The sequence below is a fragment of the Xanthomonas translucens pv. undulosa genome (assembly GCF_017301775.1).
GTDB lineage: Bacteria > Pseudomonadota > Gammaproteobacteria > Xanthomonadales > Xanthomonadaceae > Xanthomonas_A > Xanthomonas_A translucens.
This window is the reverse complement of sequence record NZ_CP063993.1, coordinates 3,667,438-3,685,177: the sequence shown is the minus strand read 5'-3', so window position 1 is coordinate 3,685,177 and position 17,740 is coordinate 3,667,438. Positions and strand designations below refer to the sequence as shown.

Below are 17,740 nucleotides of genomic sequence, written 5' to 3'. Positions count from 1 at the left end.
GCAACGAGCCCCTCACTGCGGAATGCGAGCGACGGTGGGCAGCGCGGCCAACACCCGGACTTTGCCTGATCGCGCATGCATGCGCCAGCATTTTTGCCGGAAGAACGCCCGCCGAGCCTTAAAAATGAAAGCATTAAGAGTTGTGCAAGCTATTTAACGACGTGTCTACGCATCAGTGCAATGGATGCGCTAAGAAAAAAATGATTGAATCGCCCCACGCCGCCATCGCCAGCTACATCCATGGCTTCTACAATCCCACGCGCTTGCACTCGGCGCTTGGATACCTGTCCCCCAACGACTATGCCAAGACACTGAAGCAAGCCGCTTAACCCGCTGCTTCTTGGCGTCCGTTCTCAGGGGGCAGGTTCAGTGGCCAGCATGAGCCGCAAGGGCAACTGCTGGGACAACGCGGTAATGGAGCGGTTCTTCCTGAGCCTGAAAATGGAGCGCGTCTGGCAGCGTCGCTACACCAACCCACTACATCGTCGGCTTCTACAACACCCACCGCCTGCACTCCACCCTCGGCTATCGATCTCCAGCCGACTACGAGAAAGCCACTACCTGAAACCCCCTATCCACGTGTCCAACAAAACTTGACCACAACACGGTTCCGTGATCGGCTCCACGTCAATCAGGTAGTCTCCGACTGAGCCTCAATGAGCCAATAGCTCCCTCAACCATGCGATCTCCTCTTGGTCGAATGCCGGGAAATCTTCCGCTGCGCCTGCGAAGGGATCCGCATCTTGCTCACAGAACGCAGCGCTGGACGCTGCCAGTTCGCCGTCCGTCGGCATGCCAGGATCCGGGAGGCCGCCGATCCTGGTACGCCGGCGTTTTACGCCCCAGCTACTGAGGGGGAGCAAAGGCGGTGCATCGCGCTGTTCGGGAACGAACACCTCGGCAGCCTGCTGTGCGGAGGAGCGGTTGACAGAACTCTCTGATCGGGACCGTTTGCGGCTGCTTGCCAGAGTCTGGCCTGCCTGGTGCATTGGGCTGGGCGCGTCCAGTTCACGTTCCAGGGAATCGGCGAATGCATCCAAGGACTCCTGGCCCTGAGTTTGAGCCGAAGCAGAGGGCGGTTTCGCCCCTTTCCTCCCTGATGCTTGAAGCATGCGGTCCCAACGCTGGGAGGCTGGGGGGAGCGTTCCACTGATGGCTTCGAGTTCTGTGACGCCCACACGGCGAAATAGCTGCAACAATCCTTCCCTGCTCATCTCAAACCGCTTCATCGCTTCATGAAATACTTGCCCTCGCTGGGAGTGGCACTGGAAAAACCCCAGCACGCGAACCACTTGCGCGTGGTCGGCAACCAGATGGGCCGTGCCTTCGGGAACACGGTTATTGACTCTTGTGATCAATGCCGGCGCGTGCGGCAATCCCTTTTTCACCGCATCCAGCGCAGGACGTCCGCCGATGCAAGCCAAGGCGACGAGGCGGTCGTTGGTCAACGTGGCCAAGGCCGGATCAGGGCTGGATAACTGGGCAAAAATACTTTCCAGCGCCTGCGTGCCGCCATCGTGGCTGGCGATGGCCACCACCTGATACGGGGTCAGGCCATAGGGGGGCTGGCACAGCACCGGCAACAGCCGCTGCACCGTCTCCAGCGCCTGCTTGCCGCCATTATTGCTGGCGATGGCCACCACCTGGTTCGGGGTCAGGCCATAGGGGGGCTGGCACAGCACGGGCAACAGCCGCTGCACCGTCTCCAGCGCCGGCTTGGCGCCAATATTGTTGGCGATGGCCACCACCTGGTCCGGGGTCAGGTCATAGGGGGGCCTGCACAGCACCGGCAACAGCCGCTGCACCGTCTCCAGCGCCGGCTTGCCGCCATTATTGCTGGCGATGGCCACCACCTGCTCCGGGGTCAGGCCATAGGGGGGCTGGCACAGCACCGGCAACAGCCGCTGCACCGTCTCCAGCGCCTGCTTGCCGCCATTATTGCTGGCGATGACCACCACCTGGTCCGGGGTCAGGCCATAGGGGGGCTTGCACAGCACCGGCAACAGCCGCTGCACCGTCTCCAGCGCCTGCTTGGCGCCATCGTGGCTGGCGATGGCCACCACCTGATTCGGGGTCAGGGGATGGGGGGGCTTGCACAGCACCGGCAACAGCCGCTGCACCGTCTCCAGCGCCTGCTTGGCGCCATCGTGGCTGGCGATGGCCACCACCTGGTTCGGGGTCAGGCCATAGGGGGGCTGGCACAGCACCGGCAACAGCCGCTGCACCGTCTCCAGCGCCGGCTTGGCGCCATTATGGCTGGCGATGGCCACCACCTGCTCCGGGGTCAGGCCATAGGGGGGCTTGCGCAGCACCGGCAACAGCCGGTGCACCGTCTCCAGCGCCGGCTTGGCGCCAATATTGTTGGCGATGGTCACCACCTGCTCCGGGGTCAGGCCATAGGGGGGCTGGCACAGCACCGGCAACAGCCGCTGCACCGTCTCCAGCGCCGGCTTGCCGCCAATATTGTTGGCGATGGTCACCACCTGCTCCGGGGTCAGGCCATAGGGGGGCTTGCACAGCACCGGCAACAGCCGCTGCACCGTCTCCAGCGCCTGCTTGCCGCCAATATTGTCGGCGATGGCCACCACCTGGCCCGGGGTCAGGCCATGGTCCTGGCACAGCACCGGCAACAGCCGCTGCACCGTCTCCAGCGCCTGCTTGGCGCCATCGTGGCTGGCGATGGCCACCACCTGGTTCGGGGTCAGGCCATAGGGGGGCTGGCACAGCACCGGCAACAGCCGGTGCACCGTCTCCAGCGCCGGCTTGGCGCCATCGTGGCTGGCGATGGCCACCACCTGGTTCGGGGTCAGGCCACACTCCTGGCACAGCACCAGCAACAGCCGCTGCACCGTCTCCAGCGCCTGCTTGCCGCCATCGTGGCTGGCGATGGCCACCACCTGCTCCGGGGTCAGGTTATAGGGGGGCTGGCACAGCACCGGCAACAGCCGCTGCACCGTCTCCAGCGCCTGCTTGCCGCCATTATGGCTGACGATGGCCACCACCTGGTCCGGGGTCAGGTGCAGGGGGGCGCCAGTCAGCGCATTGCGCGATGCATGCACGGCCTCCACCGCGGTCACGCCACCACGTTTTGCAATCTTGAGGAGTTGGCCTGTGACCAACTGTAACGGTGGAGCTCTCAACTCTTCCGCCACCATGAGCAAGGCCTCCAGGGCCCGTGCGCCCGACCACTGTTTGCCGACGCCAACGATGTCTTCGTGTGTGGCCTCTGGCAATGCCGCAATCATCTCCGAATACCTGGCCGCTATGGTTCCTAACGCTGCCGGGTGTTTGCTGAGCTCAACGATGTGCGCGTGTGTAAACCCATGGCCGACCAATGCGGCGTGGTGCTGCGCCACTGACGAACGCACCGTCGGTTTGATCTTCTCCTGTTGCTGCTGGCTGTAGCCGAACGTGCTTAGATCCACATCCGCGGCAGGCGAAGCGTCCAAGGTCTGGGCAGAACGCCGCCGCGCCGCCGCTTTGGTGCGCGGCGGCGCGGCAGTGATCGCCGCACTTGCTGAGGACTGCGGGTCATCTACTGCACGCAGAGCCGATTGCGCCTCATCCAACTCGCCTGTGGCAGCCTGTGCATGATGAGCGCCGAAGGCAGGCATCGAATCAAAAAGCGATGCATTAAAAAGCGACGAATCAACCTGACGTAACAGGTCGCTGAAGCTGCCCGCTGAGAACGCAGGCCCGCTTGCAGAGGGCGGCGGCAGCTGGGTCCGGGACATCGTCCGCCGAGCGGGCAAGCCATCCAGCGGGCTGCCAGCAGGCGGAGACACCCTCGGATCTGCAGTCGGCTGGACCCCATCCGGTTGGGATCCGGCCAGAAGCTCGCGGGCAGGACTTGGCGTGCGAGAACGAATGGGATCCATCAGGCATTCCTCTTTCAGAGAACGTCGTCGCTTCGATACTAAGGTCTCTGGTCCCGACGCGGCTTCTCCAAATTCGCATAGCAGGACACAACTTCCGACAATCCTGGCAACCCTCGACTAGCGGGTTTGAGGCGCAGTGGAACAGGAAACCGGCAGACGCCGGCCAGTTCTACAACGTGGTCGAACAGACCCGAATCATGAAGTCTCTGATGCGGCAGGGCTGGGAGATGACGTGGGAGGACGTGGCTTTCCTCAGCCCGTATGTGACCAGCCATGTGAAGCGGTTCCGGGGACCACCTGATTGACGTGGAGCCGATCAGGTAGTCTCCGACTGAGCCTCAATGAGCCAATAGCTCCTTCAACCATGCGATCTCCTCTTGGTCGAATGCCGGGAAATCTTCCGCTGCGCCTGCGAAGGGGTCCGCATCTTGCTCCAAGAACGCAGCGCTGGACGCTGCCAGGTCGCCGTGCGTCGGCGTGCCAGGATCCGGGAGGCCGCCGATCCTGGTACGCCGGCGTTTTACACCCCAGCTACTGAGGGGGAGCAAAGGCGGTGCATCGCGCTGTTCGGGAACGAACACCTCGGCAGCCTGCTGTGCGGAGGAGCGGTTGACAGAACTCTCTGATCGGGACCGTTTGCGGCTGCTTGCCAGAGTCTGGCCTGCCTGGTGCATTGGGCTGTGCGCGTCCAGTTCACGTTCCAGGGAATCGGCGAATGCATCCACGGACTCCTGGCTTGGAGTTTGAGCCGAAGCAGAGGACGGTTTCGCCCCTTTCCTCCCTGATGCTTGAAGCATGCGGTCCCAACGCTGGGAGGCTGGGGGGAGCGTTCCACTGATGGCTTCGAGTTCTGTGACGCCCACACGGCGAAATAGCTGTAACAACCCGTGCCTGCTCATCCCGAATTGCCTCATCGCTTCATCAAATGCTTGCGCTGGGTGAGAGTGGCACTGGAAAAAACTCAGCACGCGAACCACTTGCGCGAGGTCGGCAACCAGATGGGCCGTGCCTTCGGGAACACGGTTATGGACTCTTGTGATCAATGCCGGCGCGTGCGGCAATCCCTTTTTCACCGCATCCAGCGCAGGACGTCCGCCGATGCAAGCCAAGGCGACGAGGCGGCCGTTGGTCAACGCGGCCAACGCCGGATCAGGGCTGGATAACTGGGCAAAAATACTTTCCAGCGCCTGCGTGCCGCCATTGTGGCAGGCGATGGCCACCACCTGCTCCGGGGTCAGGCCATAGGGGGGCTTGCACAGCACCGGCAACAGCCGCTGCACCGTCTCCAGCGACTGCTTGCCGCCATCTTGGCTGGCGATGGCCACCACCTGCTCCGGGGTCAGGCCATAGGGGGGCTTGCACAGCACCGGCAACAGCCGCTGCACCGTCTCCAGCGCCGGCTTGCCGCCATCGTGGCTGGCGATGGCCACCACCTGGTTCGGGGTCAGGCCATACTCCTGGCACAGCACCGGCAACAGCCGCTGCACCGTCTCCAGCGCCGGCTTGGCGCCATCGTGGCTGGCGATGGCCACCACCTGGTTCGGGGTCAGGCCATACTCCTGGCACAGCACCGGCAACAGCCGCTGCACCGTCTCCAGCGCCGGCTTGCCGCCGCCATTGCTGGCAATGGCCACCACCTGCTCCGGGGTCAGGCCATAGGGGGGCTTGCACAGCACCGGCAACAGCCGCTGCACCGTCTCCAGCGACTGCTTGCCGCCGTAGCTGGCGATAGCCACCACCTGTTTCGGGGTCAGGCCATAGGGGGGCTTGCACAGCACCGGCAACAGCCGCCGCACCGTCTCCAGCGCCGGCTTGCCGCCATTATTGCTGGCGATGGTCACCACCTGGTCCGGGGTCAAGCCATAAGGGGGCTGGCACAGCACCGGCAACAGCCGCTGCACCGTCTCCAGGGCCTGCTTGCCACCGCCCTTGCTGGCGATAGCCACCACCTGCTCCGGGGTCAGGCCATAGGGGGGCTGGCACAGCACCGGCAGCAGCCGCTGCACTGTCTCCAGCGCCTGCTTGGCGCCGTCGTGGTTGGCGATGGCCACCACCTGCTCCGGGGTCAGGCCATAGGGGGGCTTGCACAGCACCGGCAACAGCCGCTGCACCGTCTCCAGCGCCGGCTTGCCGCCATCGTGGCTGGCGATGGCCACCACCTGGTTCGGGGTCAGGGGATGGGGGGGCTGGCACAGCACCGGCAACAGCCGCTGCACCGTCTCCAGCGCCTGCTTGGCGCCATCGTGGCTGGCGATGGCCACCACCTGGTTCGGGGTCAGGCCATACTCCTGGCACAGCACCGGCAACAGCCGCTGCACCGTCTCCAGCGCCGGCTTGCCGCCGCCATTGCTGGCAATGGCCACCACCTGCTCCGGGGTCAGGCCATAGGGGGGCTTGCACAGCACCGGCAACAGCCGCTGCACCGTCTCCAACGCCTGCTTGCCGCCATTATTGCTGACGATGGCCACCACCTGGTCCGGTGTCAGGTGCAGGGGGGCGCCAGTCAGCGCATTGCGCGATGCATGCACGGCCTCCACCGCGGTCACGCCACCACGTTTTGCAATCTTGAGGAGTTGGCCTGTGACCAACTGTAACGGTGGAGCTCTCAACTCTTCCGCCACCATGAGCAAGGCCTCCAGGGCCCGTGCGCCCGACCACTGTTTGCCGACGCCAACGATGTCTTCGTGTGTGGCCTCTGGCAATGCCGCAATCATCTCCGAATACCTGGCCGCTATGGTTCCTAACGCTGCCGGGTGTTTGCTGAGCTCAACGATGTGCGCGTGTGTAAACCCATGGCCGACCAATGCGGCGTGGTGCTGCGCCACTGTCGAACGCACCGTCGGTTTGATCTTCTCCTGTTGCTGCTGGCTGTAGCCGAACGTGCTTAGATCCACATCCGCGGCAGGCGAAGCATCGGAGGTTTGCGCAGCACGCCGTGGCCGCTGGGCCGGCTTGGCGCGCGGCGGCCGCGCGGCAGTGACAGCTACGCGCACGGGGGGCTGCGGGTCATCGGCTGCACGCAGAGCCGATTGCACCTCATCCAACTCGCCTGTGGCCGCCTGTGCATGATGAGCGCCGAAGGCAGGCATCGAATCAAAAAACGATGCATCAAAAAGCGACGAATCAACCTGACGTAACAGGTCGCTGAAGCTGCCCGCTGAGAACGCAGGCACGCTTGCAGGGGGCGACGGCAGCTGGGTCCGGGACATCGTCCGCCGAGCGGGCAAGCCATCCAGCGGGCTGCCAGCAGGCGGAGACACCAACCGATCCGCAATGGGCTGGACCGCATCCGGCTGAGATCCGGCCTGAAGCTCGCGAGCAGGACTTGGCGTGCGAGAACGAATGGGATCCATCAGGCATTCCTCTTTCAGAGAACGTCGTCGCTTCGATACTAAGGTCTCTGGTCCCGACGCGGCTTCTCCAAATTCGCATAGCAAGACACAACTTCCGACAATCCTGGCAACCCTCGACTACCGGGTTTGAGGCGCAGTGGAACGGGAAACCGGCAGACGCCGGCCAGTTCTACAATGTGGTCGAACAGACCCGAATCATGAAGTCTCTGATGCGGCAGGGGTGGGAGATGACGTGGGAGGACGTGGCTTTCCTCACCCCGTACATGACCAGCCATGTGAAGCGGTTCCGGGAACCACCTGATTGACGTGGAGCTGTGCTGATTTCTTTGCGGTGAGCCATCACCACAAAGTGGTGGCTCAACAGACGTGTTCAAGGGGCTTTTGTTAGCCGCTCTTAGTCCCGTTGAGGCTGCGGATCGGCATTGGCATCCGTTTGCGTTTGCTCGGGGATATGAAGTTTCAATTCTGGCAAGAGGTTGCGATAAGACGGGTTGGAGATGACGATCATCTCGCGTGATCGCCACATGTTCAGGGCGCTGCTGAGGTTGATATTGGTTACCTTGTCATTTTCTTTGTAGCACGAATATTTATCTTTTTCCATGATCGTTCCATCTTTTGTTCTTATTATAGATCTCAGCTCCGGGTTGTTGCTTTCCTTGATCATTTTTGCGATTGTGGGGCTTTCACCCAGCTGCATTCGGCGGTGATTGGATCCTGATGGCGGGTCGATGGGTGGGTTATCAGGCATGAATGGGTTTCTGTTATGTTCGATCAGGGCCAATGCATCGTATGCAAGATTTGTGACTCTTTGCCTTGAAGCTTCGCTGCTCGCGGCTTCTGGAGCCAGTGCTTGTGGCTGGCTTGGACCAGCGGCGCCAGTCGAGGAGGATGCGGCATACTGTGCCGTCACCCTTGCTGCGCGTGCCGCCTGCGGTCGCAAAGCGTTGAGCTGATGCTCGAGATGTTGTGGAACCTTGATGGTGCAATTGCCAGGCAGTTGGTTGATTGATTGAGGAAGCGTACCCAGATTGTTGCAACCACGCAGGTCGAGTTCCTCCAAATTCCGCAGCCGTCCCAAGTCTGACGGAAGCATGCGCAAGTCCGTGCAATTCCTCAAATGCAACTTCTTTAGTGCCGGCAACTCGCATACTTCCGCCCGCAGGACTTGGATCTGAGTCCTTTCCAGATTCAGTTCCTGCAATTTTCTCATGTGGTTTATGCCGGCAGGCAGATCCCGCAAGCGCGTGTTTTTGAGGTCCAGCCGCTCAAGACGGGGCATATACGTCACGCAGTCGGGAACGCGCGTCAAGCCGCTCCCGCTCATGCTCAGGGTTTTGAGTCCGGTCAATCCTTGCGCTCCACCATGACCGACGTTTACCAGTAAGGATGGAAGCGTTTCGAACTGCTTGCATTCTATGATTTCCAGCGTCTGCAATTGGCTAAGATTGCGAAGCGAATGAGGCAGATTCTGCACAGGGTTGTTGATGAGGGTCAGTTCGCGAAGGTTGCGCATGTCTCCAATGGAGTCCGGCAGTGATTGTAGTCCAGCGCACCGAATGTCGATCTTTTTTAGGTGGGTGAAATGGGATAAGTCGCTGGGCAAATGCGGGAGCGCATTAATGTCGACCCTCAATGAATCTCTGTCTGGTCTTGCGGCCGCTTTGAGTATTTTTTTCGTAGACCGCACAGAGGCGACTGGATGTGTTTCAACTCCTCTTATACCACCGAGTGATTCTTGCCATTTTTGCGTCCATTCCGTATTTTGCAGGCACTTATTTTCCCAATCATCCAGATGTTGCTCGAGTTGCCGGTTTCGCACCTGCATCAGTTGCGGAGAATCGGTAGCGTCGAGTCGGAGCCGCCCGCGTTCGATGTGGTTCAGGTGCGGTGGCGAGAGGTTGGCAGCAGGCTCGGAGGTCTCTGTCGCGGATGCAAAGCGCGGATTTGTGTCTCTGTCGATTTGCGTTGTCCTGAGCAGTGTTCTAGCGGGACGCGGCCCGCTCGAGGACGAAGCGCCGGAGTGCGACGGGGACTGCTGCCGGCTCGGCGCACGCAGAGACAGGCCGGTGAGTTCCATTGCCACGCCGGCTGGATTGGACGCATCCGGCGCAGGAGTCGCAGGCGCCCGCGTCGGCGCCCCTTGGCTGCCAGGATCGGCGCTATTACGTCGCTCGTTCGAGGCGGCTCTGTTGCCAATTATGCGGCGAAACATAGCGTCTGTACTCTCTGTGCTGGATTGCTAGATCACGGAAGATCATCCTATTTCGGCGCGTCCGCGACAACGCCGATACACGAAGCGTTCGTACCTGAAACGAAAGTTCCACTCGTCGCGTGTGACGTGCAGCGCCAGCCGGTCGCCGCATTCAGCGCGCCGTGGGCGTGGTCGTGCCGCGGCCAAGCCGCGCCGGGTCCAGCACCACGTGCTTGATGCGGATGCGCTTCCAGGTGTAGCTGATGTGCACAAGGCCATCGCGGGTCTGGATCACCGCCGGATAGGAGAATTCGTCCTTGGCGCTGTCTTCCAGGGTCAGCACGCGAGTCCAGTGGTTGCCGTCGGCGGAAAGCGCCACCGCCAAGGTGCCGCGGCCGTCCCACCAGTTCTTGCCGGCTTCGGTGGGGTTGTAGACCAGCAGCGAGCGGCCATCGGCCAGCACTGCCGCGTCGGTGCCGGAATTGGGGTTGGCTAGCTCGAGCAGGGTCATCGGTTCCCAGCTGCGGCCGTGGTCGCGCGACCAGGCGCTGAACACGTGGTTCTGCTGGCTGCGGCCGATCGCCTGCACGCTGCCGTCCGTGTGCACCAGCGCGCTGGGCTGGATCGCGCCGATCCGTGCGGGGTCGTTCAGTGCCGGGCCGCGGGTCCAGTGCGCACCGTTATCGTCGGACCATTCCATATGCGCGACCCAACCGGTGTCCTCGCTGCTGCTGGGGCTGAGGATGCGGCCGTCGGCCAGTTGTACCGGCTTGTTCTTGATCGGGCCGAGGATGCCATCGGGCAGGCGCTCGGGCGCTGACCAGTGCACACCGCCATCGCGGGAAGTGGTCTGCATGCCCCACCAGCGCTTCGGGTCCGGGCCGACCTTGTAGAACAGCCGCAGCGGTCCCTTTGCCGGCTGGAACAGCACCGGATTCCAGGCCGGCAACGACGCGCCTTGCGGCTGCATGCCGTCGGCCACGCGTTGCGCCGGTTGCCACCCCTGCGCGCTGCGCCGCGCGACCCAGATGCCGACGTCGTCGGCGCCCTCGTGGCGCCCGCCGAACCAGGCGGCAAGTAGCCCGTCGCGGGTTTCCAGCAGGGTCGAGGCATGGCATTGCGCGGTCGGCGCGTCGGCGTTGACGAATTCGCTGTAGACGATCGGCGACGGCAAGCCTGCCGCCGGCATGGCCGGCGCAGGTGCCGGTGCGGCGATCGCGCGCACGGCGAACAGCGACAGCAGGGGGAGGAGTGAGGGGCGCATCATGGTGGTCCGGTCCTGTGCCGGTTCGGAAGATACCTATGTAGCATCAATTAAATACCACATGCTGGCTTTGCTGGCAGCAAACGGCTGTCCTCGACGACTGCGAGGACCTGCGATGCCGCACCGCCCGCGCACTCCGATTCGCTGGCTGGCCGCTCTCGGCCAGACTGCGCTGGCTGCAGCGCACGCGCTGGCGGAAAGCTTCTCCGATATGCAATCGTCGCCGCAGCAGGCCGCCTGGCAGAGGCTGGATTTAAGCGTGTTCGTGGATCGAAGACAGCATCGGCCGCGGCGGCCAGTTGCTGCCGGGCATCGACCCGAACAAGCACGACCTGCTGCCCAAGCAGACGTCAAGTGTCTGGAAGAAATGGGCCAGGCGCTGCAGGCGCGCTACGGCGCCGAGCGCACCCTGGTACGCGGCCGGCTCAAGGCCGGCGATGCGATCGCCGCGGCGGTGGACGGCGACCGCGACACCTTCTGGACCGCGCCGGCCGGCTCACACCACGCCACGTTGGAACTGCAGTTCAAGCAGTCGCTGTCCTTCGATCCCACGATGGCGGCGGAGTGGCGCAACGACGGCCAGCTGGCGCGGAAATACGCAAAGTGTTGCGCCACGGGGGCTGGGGCAAGGCGGCGCAGGGGATCGGGCATATGAAGATCGATCACTTCCCGGCGGTCACCGCCTTGCGCGTGCGCCTGAATATCCTGTCCAGCGCCGACGCGGCGCATATCCACAAGTTCGAGCTGTTCAACATCGGCAAGGGTGCCGCTGCGCGCTGAGCACGCGGCCGCCACGGCGAGCTGGCATGGCCGCCTGCGCTTGCGGCGGCGCGCAGGCCCGACCCGTGTGCGGCGGACGCCGCGGTCCGCCGGGCTGCACTTCAGCATGAGCCCGGCAAGACCGCACCGGGCAACGCCAACAAATGTGATCACGGCAAATGTCCACTGCAAGCGGACATTGCCTGCTGCTTGACCGTGCGACGCCTCCCCGGGGCCGAACGCAAAATGCCTTGAACGCCGATCCTCGTCAGGCCAGCGTCGTCAGCCTGCTACTTGGGAACGAAAACATCGCTGTTGGTCAATAAGTGGTCCCACGAATACTGGGAACTGGTGCGCGCCAGGTGCCAGACCGTGGTGATGGTGGGCACGCCGCTGGACGCATCGCAGGTGCCGATCCATGCGGTCATGCTGCCGTAGCTGCCCCACTGCACCGAGAAGGTGATGGCGGGCAGATTGCTCGACGCTGTGGAGCCGGCGACGGGGTTGGTAAACCAGCCGATCAGCGGATAGGCCGAGCCGGTGGTACCGGACGGGGAGGTGTAGGTACCCGAGAGTTGCCCGGAGGGCTGGACCGCGGTGATCCGGAGCGTGGAGCCCAGCTGGTTCCCCCAGTCGCCCACCGGGTTGCTGCAGGTCGGCGCGGCCTGGGCCAGCGACACGCAGCCTCCCAGCAGGGCAACACAGGCAGCGTATCGACGCATGTGCATGGACATTATCGTTTCCCCTCGTAATCAAGACAAAGAAAGATTCGGTGATAGGGTCGAATCGATGAATAAATCTTAACGAGCGAAGCCGTATGGATGAGGTGGCGCATTGGTTCAAAAAGCGCAGTGTCGCTAGCAGGCAAGCCAATCTGGCTGCATTTTTTGCAAGACAAATCTTCGTGCGCTGCCGGTAGCGTGTCAATGCTCGGAAGCGCAGTTGTCTACCCTGCAATCCAATACTGTAGCCAAGTTGGATGCAGTGCCGGTGTCGCGCATTGTGATGAGAAAATAGATGAAAGAGATGTTATTTAGTCTGGCATTTATTCTGTGCTCCACAGGCATTCAGTCGGTGCATCCAATGGTGCTGGCCGGAATTAGGTGCGATTGGCGGCGATCGTCGGAATCGAACTTTTCAAAAGGCGCAGCGCCGTGCCGACCGGCGACGCCGGACCGTGGTGGAATGCGCCACATATGGATCTGTGGTCGTCCGGGTAGACGAGCGATCGGCAACGCGAAAGCCGCGATCGGCCAATGGGCATGCTCGATGTCCACGCGGATCCGTTGGGCCTGCATCGCCGAGTGGTACCGAGGGGCCAGCCTCGGTCGTGGTGCTGCGCAGGCTCCCAGCAAAGGCGCTGTGCGCGCGGCTGCGCCGGTCGTCGGGGGCAGTGGCCAGGCAGCGTCCGACGCGGTCCTCGCCAAGCCGTCGCTGGATACGCGGCCGATGCGCAACAGCGTCACCAGCGGCAATCAGCTGATGGTGGTACCGATCGCCGAGTGCCTGGGCAACCAGGTGCTGCGGGAAGCGCAGCCGTGTTGGGGGTGGGGGCGCACATTCGGCAGCCTTGTGCAGCAGATGCAGGCCATGGTGGATGCGGCGCGTGCGGATATGCGGGCCGCTGCATCGCCGGCGACGGCTGCGGGCGAAACTGCGCCGGCAACGTTACCCGTGGACTACCCGCATGCCGTGCCTGTCAGCTGCTTCGCCGTGCGTGTGCGCTCGCGTATACGCCTGCCCTCATCGCAACGGTGCGGACGATGGCGGACAGGCCGGGGCGCCGTCAGCGCATGATGTTGGTCGAGATGGAATGGCCGATGGTTCGTTCCTTGTTGGCTAGTCCCGGGAGCGCATCACACAAACAACGCCATCTCGGCGCCGCTTCACGCATGCCAATGCGGTCATCCCGGCAGCTGTCTTACGACGCTGGCGGTAACCCGGTGTGCTGGGCCGCGCTCTGTGCCATGTGGGTCTTGCAGGGCCGTTACACACAGGGCGATGCAGCGGCATGCGGCTCAGGCGCAGACTGCCTTTTCAATTCAAGCAATCCTGCAATCAATGTTTCCGCATTATCGCCAGCATTGCGGACAACATGCACGAGTCTCGGATCCAATGTGGAGGGTTCTCGCGTTGCCAGATGCATGAGTTGCTCAGCAAGCGCGTTACTCTCCGCTTCGCTCATGAGATGGCTACCGCGTTCGTGCTCCTGAGGCACCGTGACCAGGTCAACGGCTCTACGCAGGCACGCTTCAGTTGTTCCCAACTCTCTCGCCATGGCTTCTATGTTGGATCCATGCGCATAAGCGGACGCCAGGCGTTGGAGCGCAAGGAGTGTGCCGGTCGCGGCGATCCCTGCCAATGAGGCCATTGCGCCGAATCGTTTCATCTCCGCGTTCCCGAATGCAAGGCCGCAGGAGCCGACGATGATCGGGGAAACAGAGGCGGCTCCAGTTGCAGTGGCTGCGGCGCCGGCGACGGCTGCCATACCGTGCGCAATCCGCTGGCCAGTCGACATGGTCGGGCCTCCAGCTGGCGGAGGAGCTACCGGCCGCTGCGGCAGGCCTTGCAACTGAGCATCGATTTGCGCGTTGGCGTGTAGCGGCGAAGGCGCGCGGTCGGGTTCGGCCTGCAGAAGGGCGCTTTCCAAATCTGTCTCTTGCCCTGTCGCTCTAGGCGACACGGGCGGCAATGCGGCAGGTCGCATGGAGCGCACTCGTCAAGGGTGGCGATGCGCCAGTATTTCAACCGAACATCATGAGTGCTCCGACGACACCCGAAAATTCCGCTCTTCTGGCGAAACCGGCACGCGGTTGAGCGGGGCATCAAGGCTCGCCGTTGATCCGTTGCACGGCAGCGTCTTGTGACCGGTCACCCATCGCGATGAAGGCTGGATCGCGCGCGCCATGGCGCGGCAAGCGCATGCTCCTGGTAGAGACGAAACAGCCCATGGATTATGCCTTGTTGACTAGCCCTGGGAGCACATCACGCAAATAACGCCATCGCGACATCGACGCAGCGGTGCAGGCGATAGCGGCCAGACCGAGGCGCTTCATTGTGCAATGCCACGCTTACCCGAGGGGCTCCACGCATGCGGCCATTCGGTCCGCAGCGTGTCCGTCTTGAAGGTCCGTTGAGCAGAGGACGATGCAGCGGCTGCATGCGACTCAGGCGCGGGTTGCCTTCTAAGCGCAAGCAATGCCTCAATCAGCGCTATCGCCAGCGTTGCGGGCAGCGTTCCAAAGATTAGGATCCAATCTGGAAGAAGCCATCGTTGAAAGATGCATGAGGTCAAAGGCCAGCACGTTGCTCTCTGCTTCACTCATCGGATGGGCATCGCGCTCGTCCTCTTCAGGTACAGTCACCAGTTCAACGACCCTATACAGGTTCGCTTCGCTTATTCCCAACACGCTCGCCCTACCGGGTATGTTGTGTCCATGCGCATATATGGACGCCAGACGCTGGATTGCAGACAATGTCCCGGTCGTGGCGATCCCTGCAAATGTGGCGATTCCACCATATTTTTCCATTTGGTCGTTATCGCCTATATAGCCGAAGAATCCGACCAGGGATGGGGCAAGGGAGGCGATTCCAGTTAACGCTGCAGTTACGCCAACGACATCTGCTACACAGCTTGCAATCTGCTGGCGCGTTAACGCGGGCGGCACGGCACCCACTGATCGGCTTGGTCGGGGATCTCGACAGGCTTGACCAGGGTGCGATGCCGCAGGCGCGTGATCCACTGCCAGTCCAGGCGCTCCACCGTCCGGCACCACGGCGCCAGGACGCCAGGACGCCGGCATCGGTGATCAGGATCGGATGGCTGTGTTCGGGCAACAGCGCGTTGAGGCGTTCAAGAAAGCGATGCTCTGCCTTCGGCGATGCAAGTTCCCGTTCCGGGAACACCTGGTCAGGGTCCGCCCGCCGACCGGCACCGCGGCGCGTAGCACATGCCAGCGGCCATCGCCCTCCAAGCGACACCAATCGACCGCGATCACTGGCGTAGGCGAGCGCACCAGCCAGCGCACCATACCGCCGTACAGGCGCTCGCGTTCGGCGTGCAAGCGTGGGTTGCTCAGCAGTCGGTCCAGCCGCTTGGGCGGCGTACGGAGACGCTCGGCACCTAACCAGCTGCGGGCCAGATCGATCAGCACCAGGCGGCGACCGGCCAACAGTGACGCAACCGCCAGCAGCAGCGTTTGCCGGCGTAGCGCATGCATCGGCGACAGTGCCGAATCCAGGCATCTTTGCAATACTTGGCGCGCGCGCATGGTCTGCGGTCCTCATTGGCGTGGTAACCACGAAGATCGCGCCATGCGCGCACTTTTGCAAACTCAACCCGCTGCAAATCGTTGATTGATGAGAACTAAAGTTGGGGGAACCTCAGCCTCTGGCACCGTTGTTCTTTCAGGGAAAGGCCGGCGAGTTCCATTGCCGTGCCGGCCGGATTGGACGTATCTGCTGCAGGAGGCGCCGGCGTACCTTGGTTGCGAGGACCGTCGCTATTGCCTTGCTCGGCCGAGCCGGCACTCCTGCGAATTATGCGGCGAAACATACAAAGACGCTGCGTGCGCGGCTGGCGGCAGCAGTGGCAATCAGCTGCTGGGTGCGCCGATCGCCTGTGCAAGCCGGTGCGGCAAGAAGGGCCGGCGTGTTTCGATCGCGCATTCGGAAGGCTGGCGCAGCAGAGGCAGGCCACACTGGATGCGGCGCGTGCGGTTGAACGTGCGCCGGCAACGCCGACTGTCCGCTGCTTCGCCGCGCCGGTGTATGCGCGCATACGCCGGGCACCGGGTGTATGCGGCCAAGCAGGGAGGCTTCATTGTGCGTGCACTGCGGCGCTTATCGCAGGGATTCCACGCGTACGGCCATCGGTCCGCGCGTGCCCGCCCTGCAGGTGTCCGTTACGCAGAGGACGATGCAGCAGCATGCAGGTCAGGCTCGGGCTGCCTTTTAAGGTTGAGCAATGCTGTAACCAGCTTGTCCGCATCACAGCCAGCATTGCGTACGATATTCACAAGATCCGGATCCAATATTGACTGGTCCAGCGTTGCCAGATTCATGAGATCCACAGAAATCGCCATTCTCTCATCGTCTTTGATCTCATAGCGATTGCTTTCTTCATCAGGCATCGTGACCAGCTCAGTAGCTCTATGCAGGCACTTTGCGTCTGTTCCCAGCGCTCTCGCTCTGGCTTCTGCATTGGGTCCTTTCGCGTAAGCGGATGCCACGCGGTCGATTGCAAAGAAGGCAGCGGCCGTGGGGATCGCCAATGCGCCGATGATTCCGTATTTTTTCATCTCATCGTTTTTCGAGATAAGGCCAGCCACGCCGATTCCCATCGGGGAAATCGAACCGGATGCAGTTAAACCACCCATGATGCGGGCCGTAAGCGCTACCCGTTTGGCAATACGCTGGCCCGGCGACATGGTCGCGAATCCAAAAACAATCTCAGGACGTACCGGCCGCTGCGGCAGGCCTTGCAGTCGCGCATCGATTTGGGCATGGTCGCGTTCCGGCGAGGACGCAGCAGTGTGTTCGATCTGCGCAAGACCGCTTTCCAGATCGGTCTCTTCTATTTGCCCTGTCGCTCTAGGCGACACGGGCGGCAATGCGGTAGGAAACATGCAGCACCTCGTCAACAGTGGCGGTGCGCGATACTCCAATCGCACACCAGCAGTGTTTCGCCGACACCCGAAGATGCAGCTCTCCTGGCGAAACATGCGCGTAACTGAGGGGCGCATCACAGTTCGTCATTGATGCTCTGCACCGCGCCGCTCTGTCACTGGTTGCCTAGCACGCTGAAGGCTGGATCGCGCGCGTCGTGGTGCCGTAAGCGCATGATCCCGGACGAGACGAAACAGCCGATGGGTCGTGCCTCGTTGGCTAGTGCTGGTAGCGGATCAACGCAAGCAACGCCACCGCTGCAGCGTTGGGGTGGCGCGGACGACAGCCGCCAGGCCGGGGCGCTTCATGGCGTGTGCACGGCGGCGCTTGTCGCAGGGGGCTCCACGCATGCGGCCATCGGGCCGCAGCGTGTGCGTCTTGCAGGTCCTTTACGCTGAGGACGATGCCGCGGCATGTGACTCACGCGCAGACTGCCTTCTAAACGCAAGCAATGCATCAATCAGCGCGTCCGCATCTTCGCCAGCGTTGCGGGCGGCGTTCCAAAGGCCTGGATCCACTCTGGAAGGGGGTAACGTTGCCAGATTCTTGAGGTCCATGGCTAGGCTGTTGTTCTCCCCTTCTCTCATCAGATGGGCGGCGCGTTCGTGCTCATCAGGCACCGTAACCA

General features: G+C 62.6%; 13 protein-coding genes and 3 pseudogenes. 7 read left to right on the top strand and 9 right to left on the bottom strand.

What is annotated here, in order from left to right; genetic code table 11:
• Positions 1-200 precede the first annotated feature (200 nt).
• Positions 201-329, top strand: coding sequence for an IS3 family transposase (locus ISN38_RS20625; protein WP_003472138.1), 129 nt, complete (start codon positions 201-203; stop codon positions 327-329).
• Between the two features lie 34 nt (positions 330-363).
• Positions 364-565 (top strand): annotated as a pseudogene (locus ISN38_RS15685) (integrase core domain-containing protein); the annotation flags it as partial.
• Positions 566-653: 88 nt separating this feature from the next.
• On the opposite strand, the gene ISN38_RS15680 reads toward ISN38_RS15685, so the two are convergent.
• Positions 654-3,878, bottom strand: a complete 3,225-nt coding sequence (locus ISN38_RS15680) for a TAL effector repeat-containing protein (protein WP_206711883.1) — start codon at positions 3,876-3,878, stop codon at positions 654-656.
• 158 nt (positions 3,879-4,036) lie between these two features.
• On the opposite strand from ISN38_RS15680, the pseudogene ISN38_RS15675 reads away from it, so the two are divergent.
• A pseudogene (locus tag ISN38_RS15675) lies at positions 4,037-4,202 on the top strand (Tn3 family transposase); the annotation flags it as partial.
• A gap of 14 nt (positions 4,203-4,216) precedes the next feature.
• Here ISN38_RS15675 and avrBs3 read toward each other — a convergent pair.
• Positions 4,217-7,231 carry a type III secretion system effector avirulence protein AvrBs3 gene (avrBs3, locus tag ISN38_RS15670; RefSeq protein ID WP_206711882.1) on the bottom strand — a complete coding sequence of 1,005 codons (3,015 nt, stop codon included), beginning with the start codon at positions 7,229-7,231 and terminating at the stop codon, positions 4,217-4,219.
• 158 nt (positions 7,232-7,389) lie between these two features.
• Here avrBs3 and ISN38_RS20470 point away from each other — a divergent pair.
• Positions 7,390-7,552 (top strand): annotated as a pseudogene (locus tag ISN38_RS20470) (Tn3 family transposase); the annotation flags it as partial.
• A 73-nt stretch (positions 7,553-7,625) separates the two neighbouring features.
• On the opposite strand, the gene xopL reads toward ISN38_RS20470, so the two are convergent.
• Both xopL and ISN38_RS15660 read right to left on the bottom strand, forming a co-directional pair.
• A complete protein-coding gene (gene xopL, locus ISN38_RS15665) occupies positions 7,626-9,308 on the bottom strand; it encodes a type III secretion system leucine-rich repeat domain-containing effector XopL (protein WP_141696114.1) in 1,683 nt (560 codons plus the stop codon).
• Between the two features lie 286 nt (positions 9,309-9,594).
• Complete coding sequence (locus tag ISN38_RS15660) at positions 9,595-10,689, bottom strand: sialidase family protein (RefSeq protein ID WP_003471841.1); 1,095 nt, start codon at positions 10,687-10,689, stop codon at positions 9,595-9,597.
• A 112-nt stretch (positions 10,690-10,801) separates the two neighbouring features.
• On the opposite strand from ISN38_RS15660, the gene ISN38_RS15655 reads away from it, so the two are divergent.
• On the top strand, positions 10,802-11,341 hold the full coding sequence (locus tag ISN38_RS15655; RefSeq protein WP_148562016.1) for a discoidin/SUN/FTP domain-containing protein: 540 nt from the start codon (positions 10,802-10,804) through the stop codon (positions 11,339-11,341).
• Positions 11,338-11,466, top strand: a complete 129-nt coding sequence (locus tag ISN38_RS20620; RefSeq protein ID WP_256046074.1) for a hypothetical protein — start codon at positions 11,338-11,340, stop codon at positions 11,464-11,466. Before ISN38_RS15655 ends, ISN38_RS20620 begins: the two co-directional genes overlap by 4 nt.
• A gap of 269 nt (positions 11,467-11,735) precedes the next feature.
• Here the strand turns inward: ISN38_RS20620 and ISN38_RS15650 are convergent, their stop codons facing one another.
• Complete coding sequence (locus ISN38_RS15650; protein ID WP_038239449.1) at positions 11,736-12,182, bottom strand: avidin/streptavidin family protein; 447 nt, start codon at positions 12,180-12,182, stop codon at positions 11,736-11,738.
• 280 nt (positions 12,183-12,462) lie between these two features.
• Here ISN38_RS15650 and ISN38_RS15645 point away from each other — a divergent pair, with 280 nt between their 5' ends.
• On the top strand, positions 12,463-13,242 hold the full coding sequence (locus ISN38_RS15645) for a hypothetical protein (protein ID WP_141697393.1): 780 nt from the start codon (positions 12,463-12,465) through the stop codon (positions 13,240-13,242).
• Positions 13,243-13,432: 190 nt separating this feature from the next.
• Here the strand turns inward: ISN38_RS15645 and ISN38_RS15640 are convergent, their stop codons facing one another.
• The 4 genes from ISN38_RS15640 to ISN38_RS15625 all read right to left on the bottom strand — a co-directional run bounded on the left by ISN38_RS15640 (position 13,433) and on the right by ISN38_RS15625 (position 17,072).
• Positions 13,433-13,963: a hypothetical protein gene (locus tag ISN38_RS15640; protein WP_241753950.1), complete on the bottom strand. Its 531-nt coding sequence runs from the start codon at positions 13,961-13,963 to the stop codon at positions 13,433-13,435.
• 685 nt (positions 13,964-14,648) lie between these two features.
• Positions 14,649-15,122, bottom strand: a complete 474-nt coding sequence (locus ISN38_RS15635; protein WP_206711880.1) for a hypothetical protein — start codon at positions 15,120-15,122, stop codon at positions 14,649-14,651.
• A gap of 132 nt (positions 15,123-15,254) precedes the next feature.
• Complete coding sequence (locus ISN38_RS15630) at positions 15,255-15,716, bottom strand: hypothetical protein (protein WP_141696141.1); 462 nt, start codon at positions 15,714-15,716, stop codon at positions 15,255-15,257.
• Positions 15,717-16,349: 633 nt separating this feature from the next.
• A complete protein-coding gene (locus ISN38_RS15625; RefSeq protein WP_047325164.1) occupies positions 16,350-17,072 on the bottom strand; it encodes a hypothetical protein in 723 nt (240 codons plus the stop codon).
• Between the last annotated feature and the right edge of the window lie 668 nt (positions 17,073-17,740).

Coding starts and splice junctions, on each gene's coding strand:
- xopL (WP_141696114.1), bottom strand. CDS start 9,308: ATGGAACTCACCGGCCTGTCTCTGCGTGCGCCGAGCCGGCAGCAGTCC.
- ISN38_RS15625 (WP_047325164.1), bottom strand. CDS start 17,072: ATGTTTCCTACCGCATTGCCGCCCGTGTCGCCTAGAGCGACAGGGCAA.
- ISN38_RS15655 (WP_148562016.1), top strand. CDS start 10,802: ATGCCGCACCGCCCGCGCACTCCGATTCGCTGGCTGGCCGCTCTCGGC.
- ISN38_RS15640 (WP_241753950.1), bottom strand. CDS start 13,963: ATGTCGACTGGCCAGCGGATTGCGCACGGTATGGCAGCCGTCGCCGGC.
- ISN38_RS15645 (WP_141697393.1), top strand. CDS start 12,463: ATGAAAGAGATGTTATTTAGTCTGGCATTTATTCTGTGCTCCACAGGC.
- ISN38_RS20625 (WP_003472138.1), top strand. CDS start 201: ATGATTGAATCGCCCCACGCCGCCATCGCCAGCTACATCCATGGCTTC.
- ISN38_RS15680 (WP_206711883.1), bottom strand. CDS start 3,878: ATGGATCCCATTCGTTCTCGCACGCCAAGTCCTGCCCGCGAGCTTCTG.
- ISN38_RS15630 (WP_141696141.1), bottom strand. CDS start 15,716: ATGCGCGCGCGCCAAGTATTGCAAAGATGCCTGGATTCGGCACTGTCG.
- ISN38_RS15660 (WP_003471841.1), bottom strand. CDS start 10,689: ATGATGCGCCCCTCACTCCTCCCCCTGCTGTCGCTGTTCGCCGTGCGC.
- ISN38_RS20620 (WP_256046074.1), top strand. CDS start 11,338: ATGAAGATCGATCACTTCCCGGCGGTCACCGCCTTGCGCGTGCGCCTG.
- avrBs3 (WP_206711882.1), bottom strand. CDS start 7,231: ATGGATCCCATTCGTTCTCGCACGCCAAGTCCTGCTCGCGAGCTTCAG.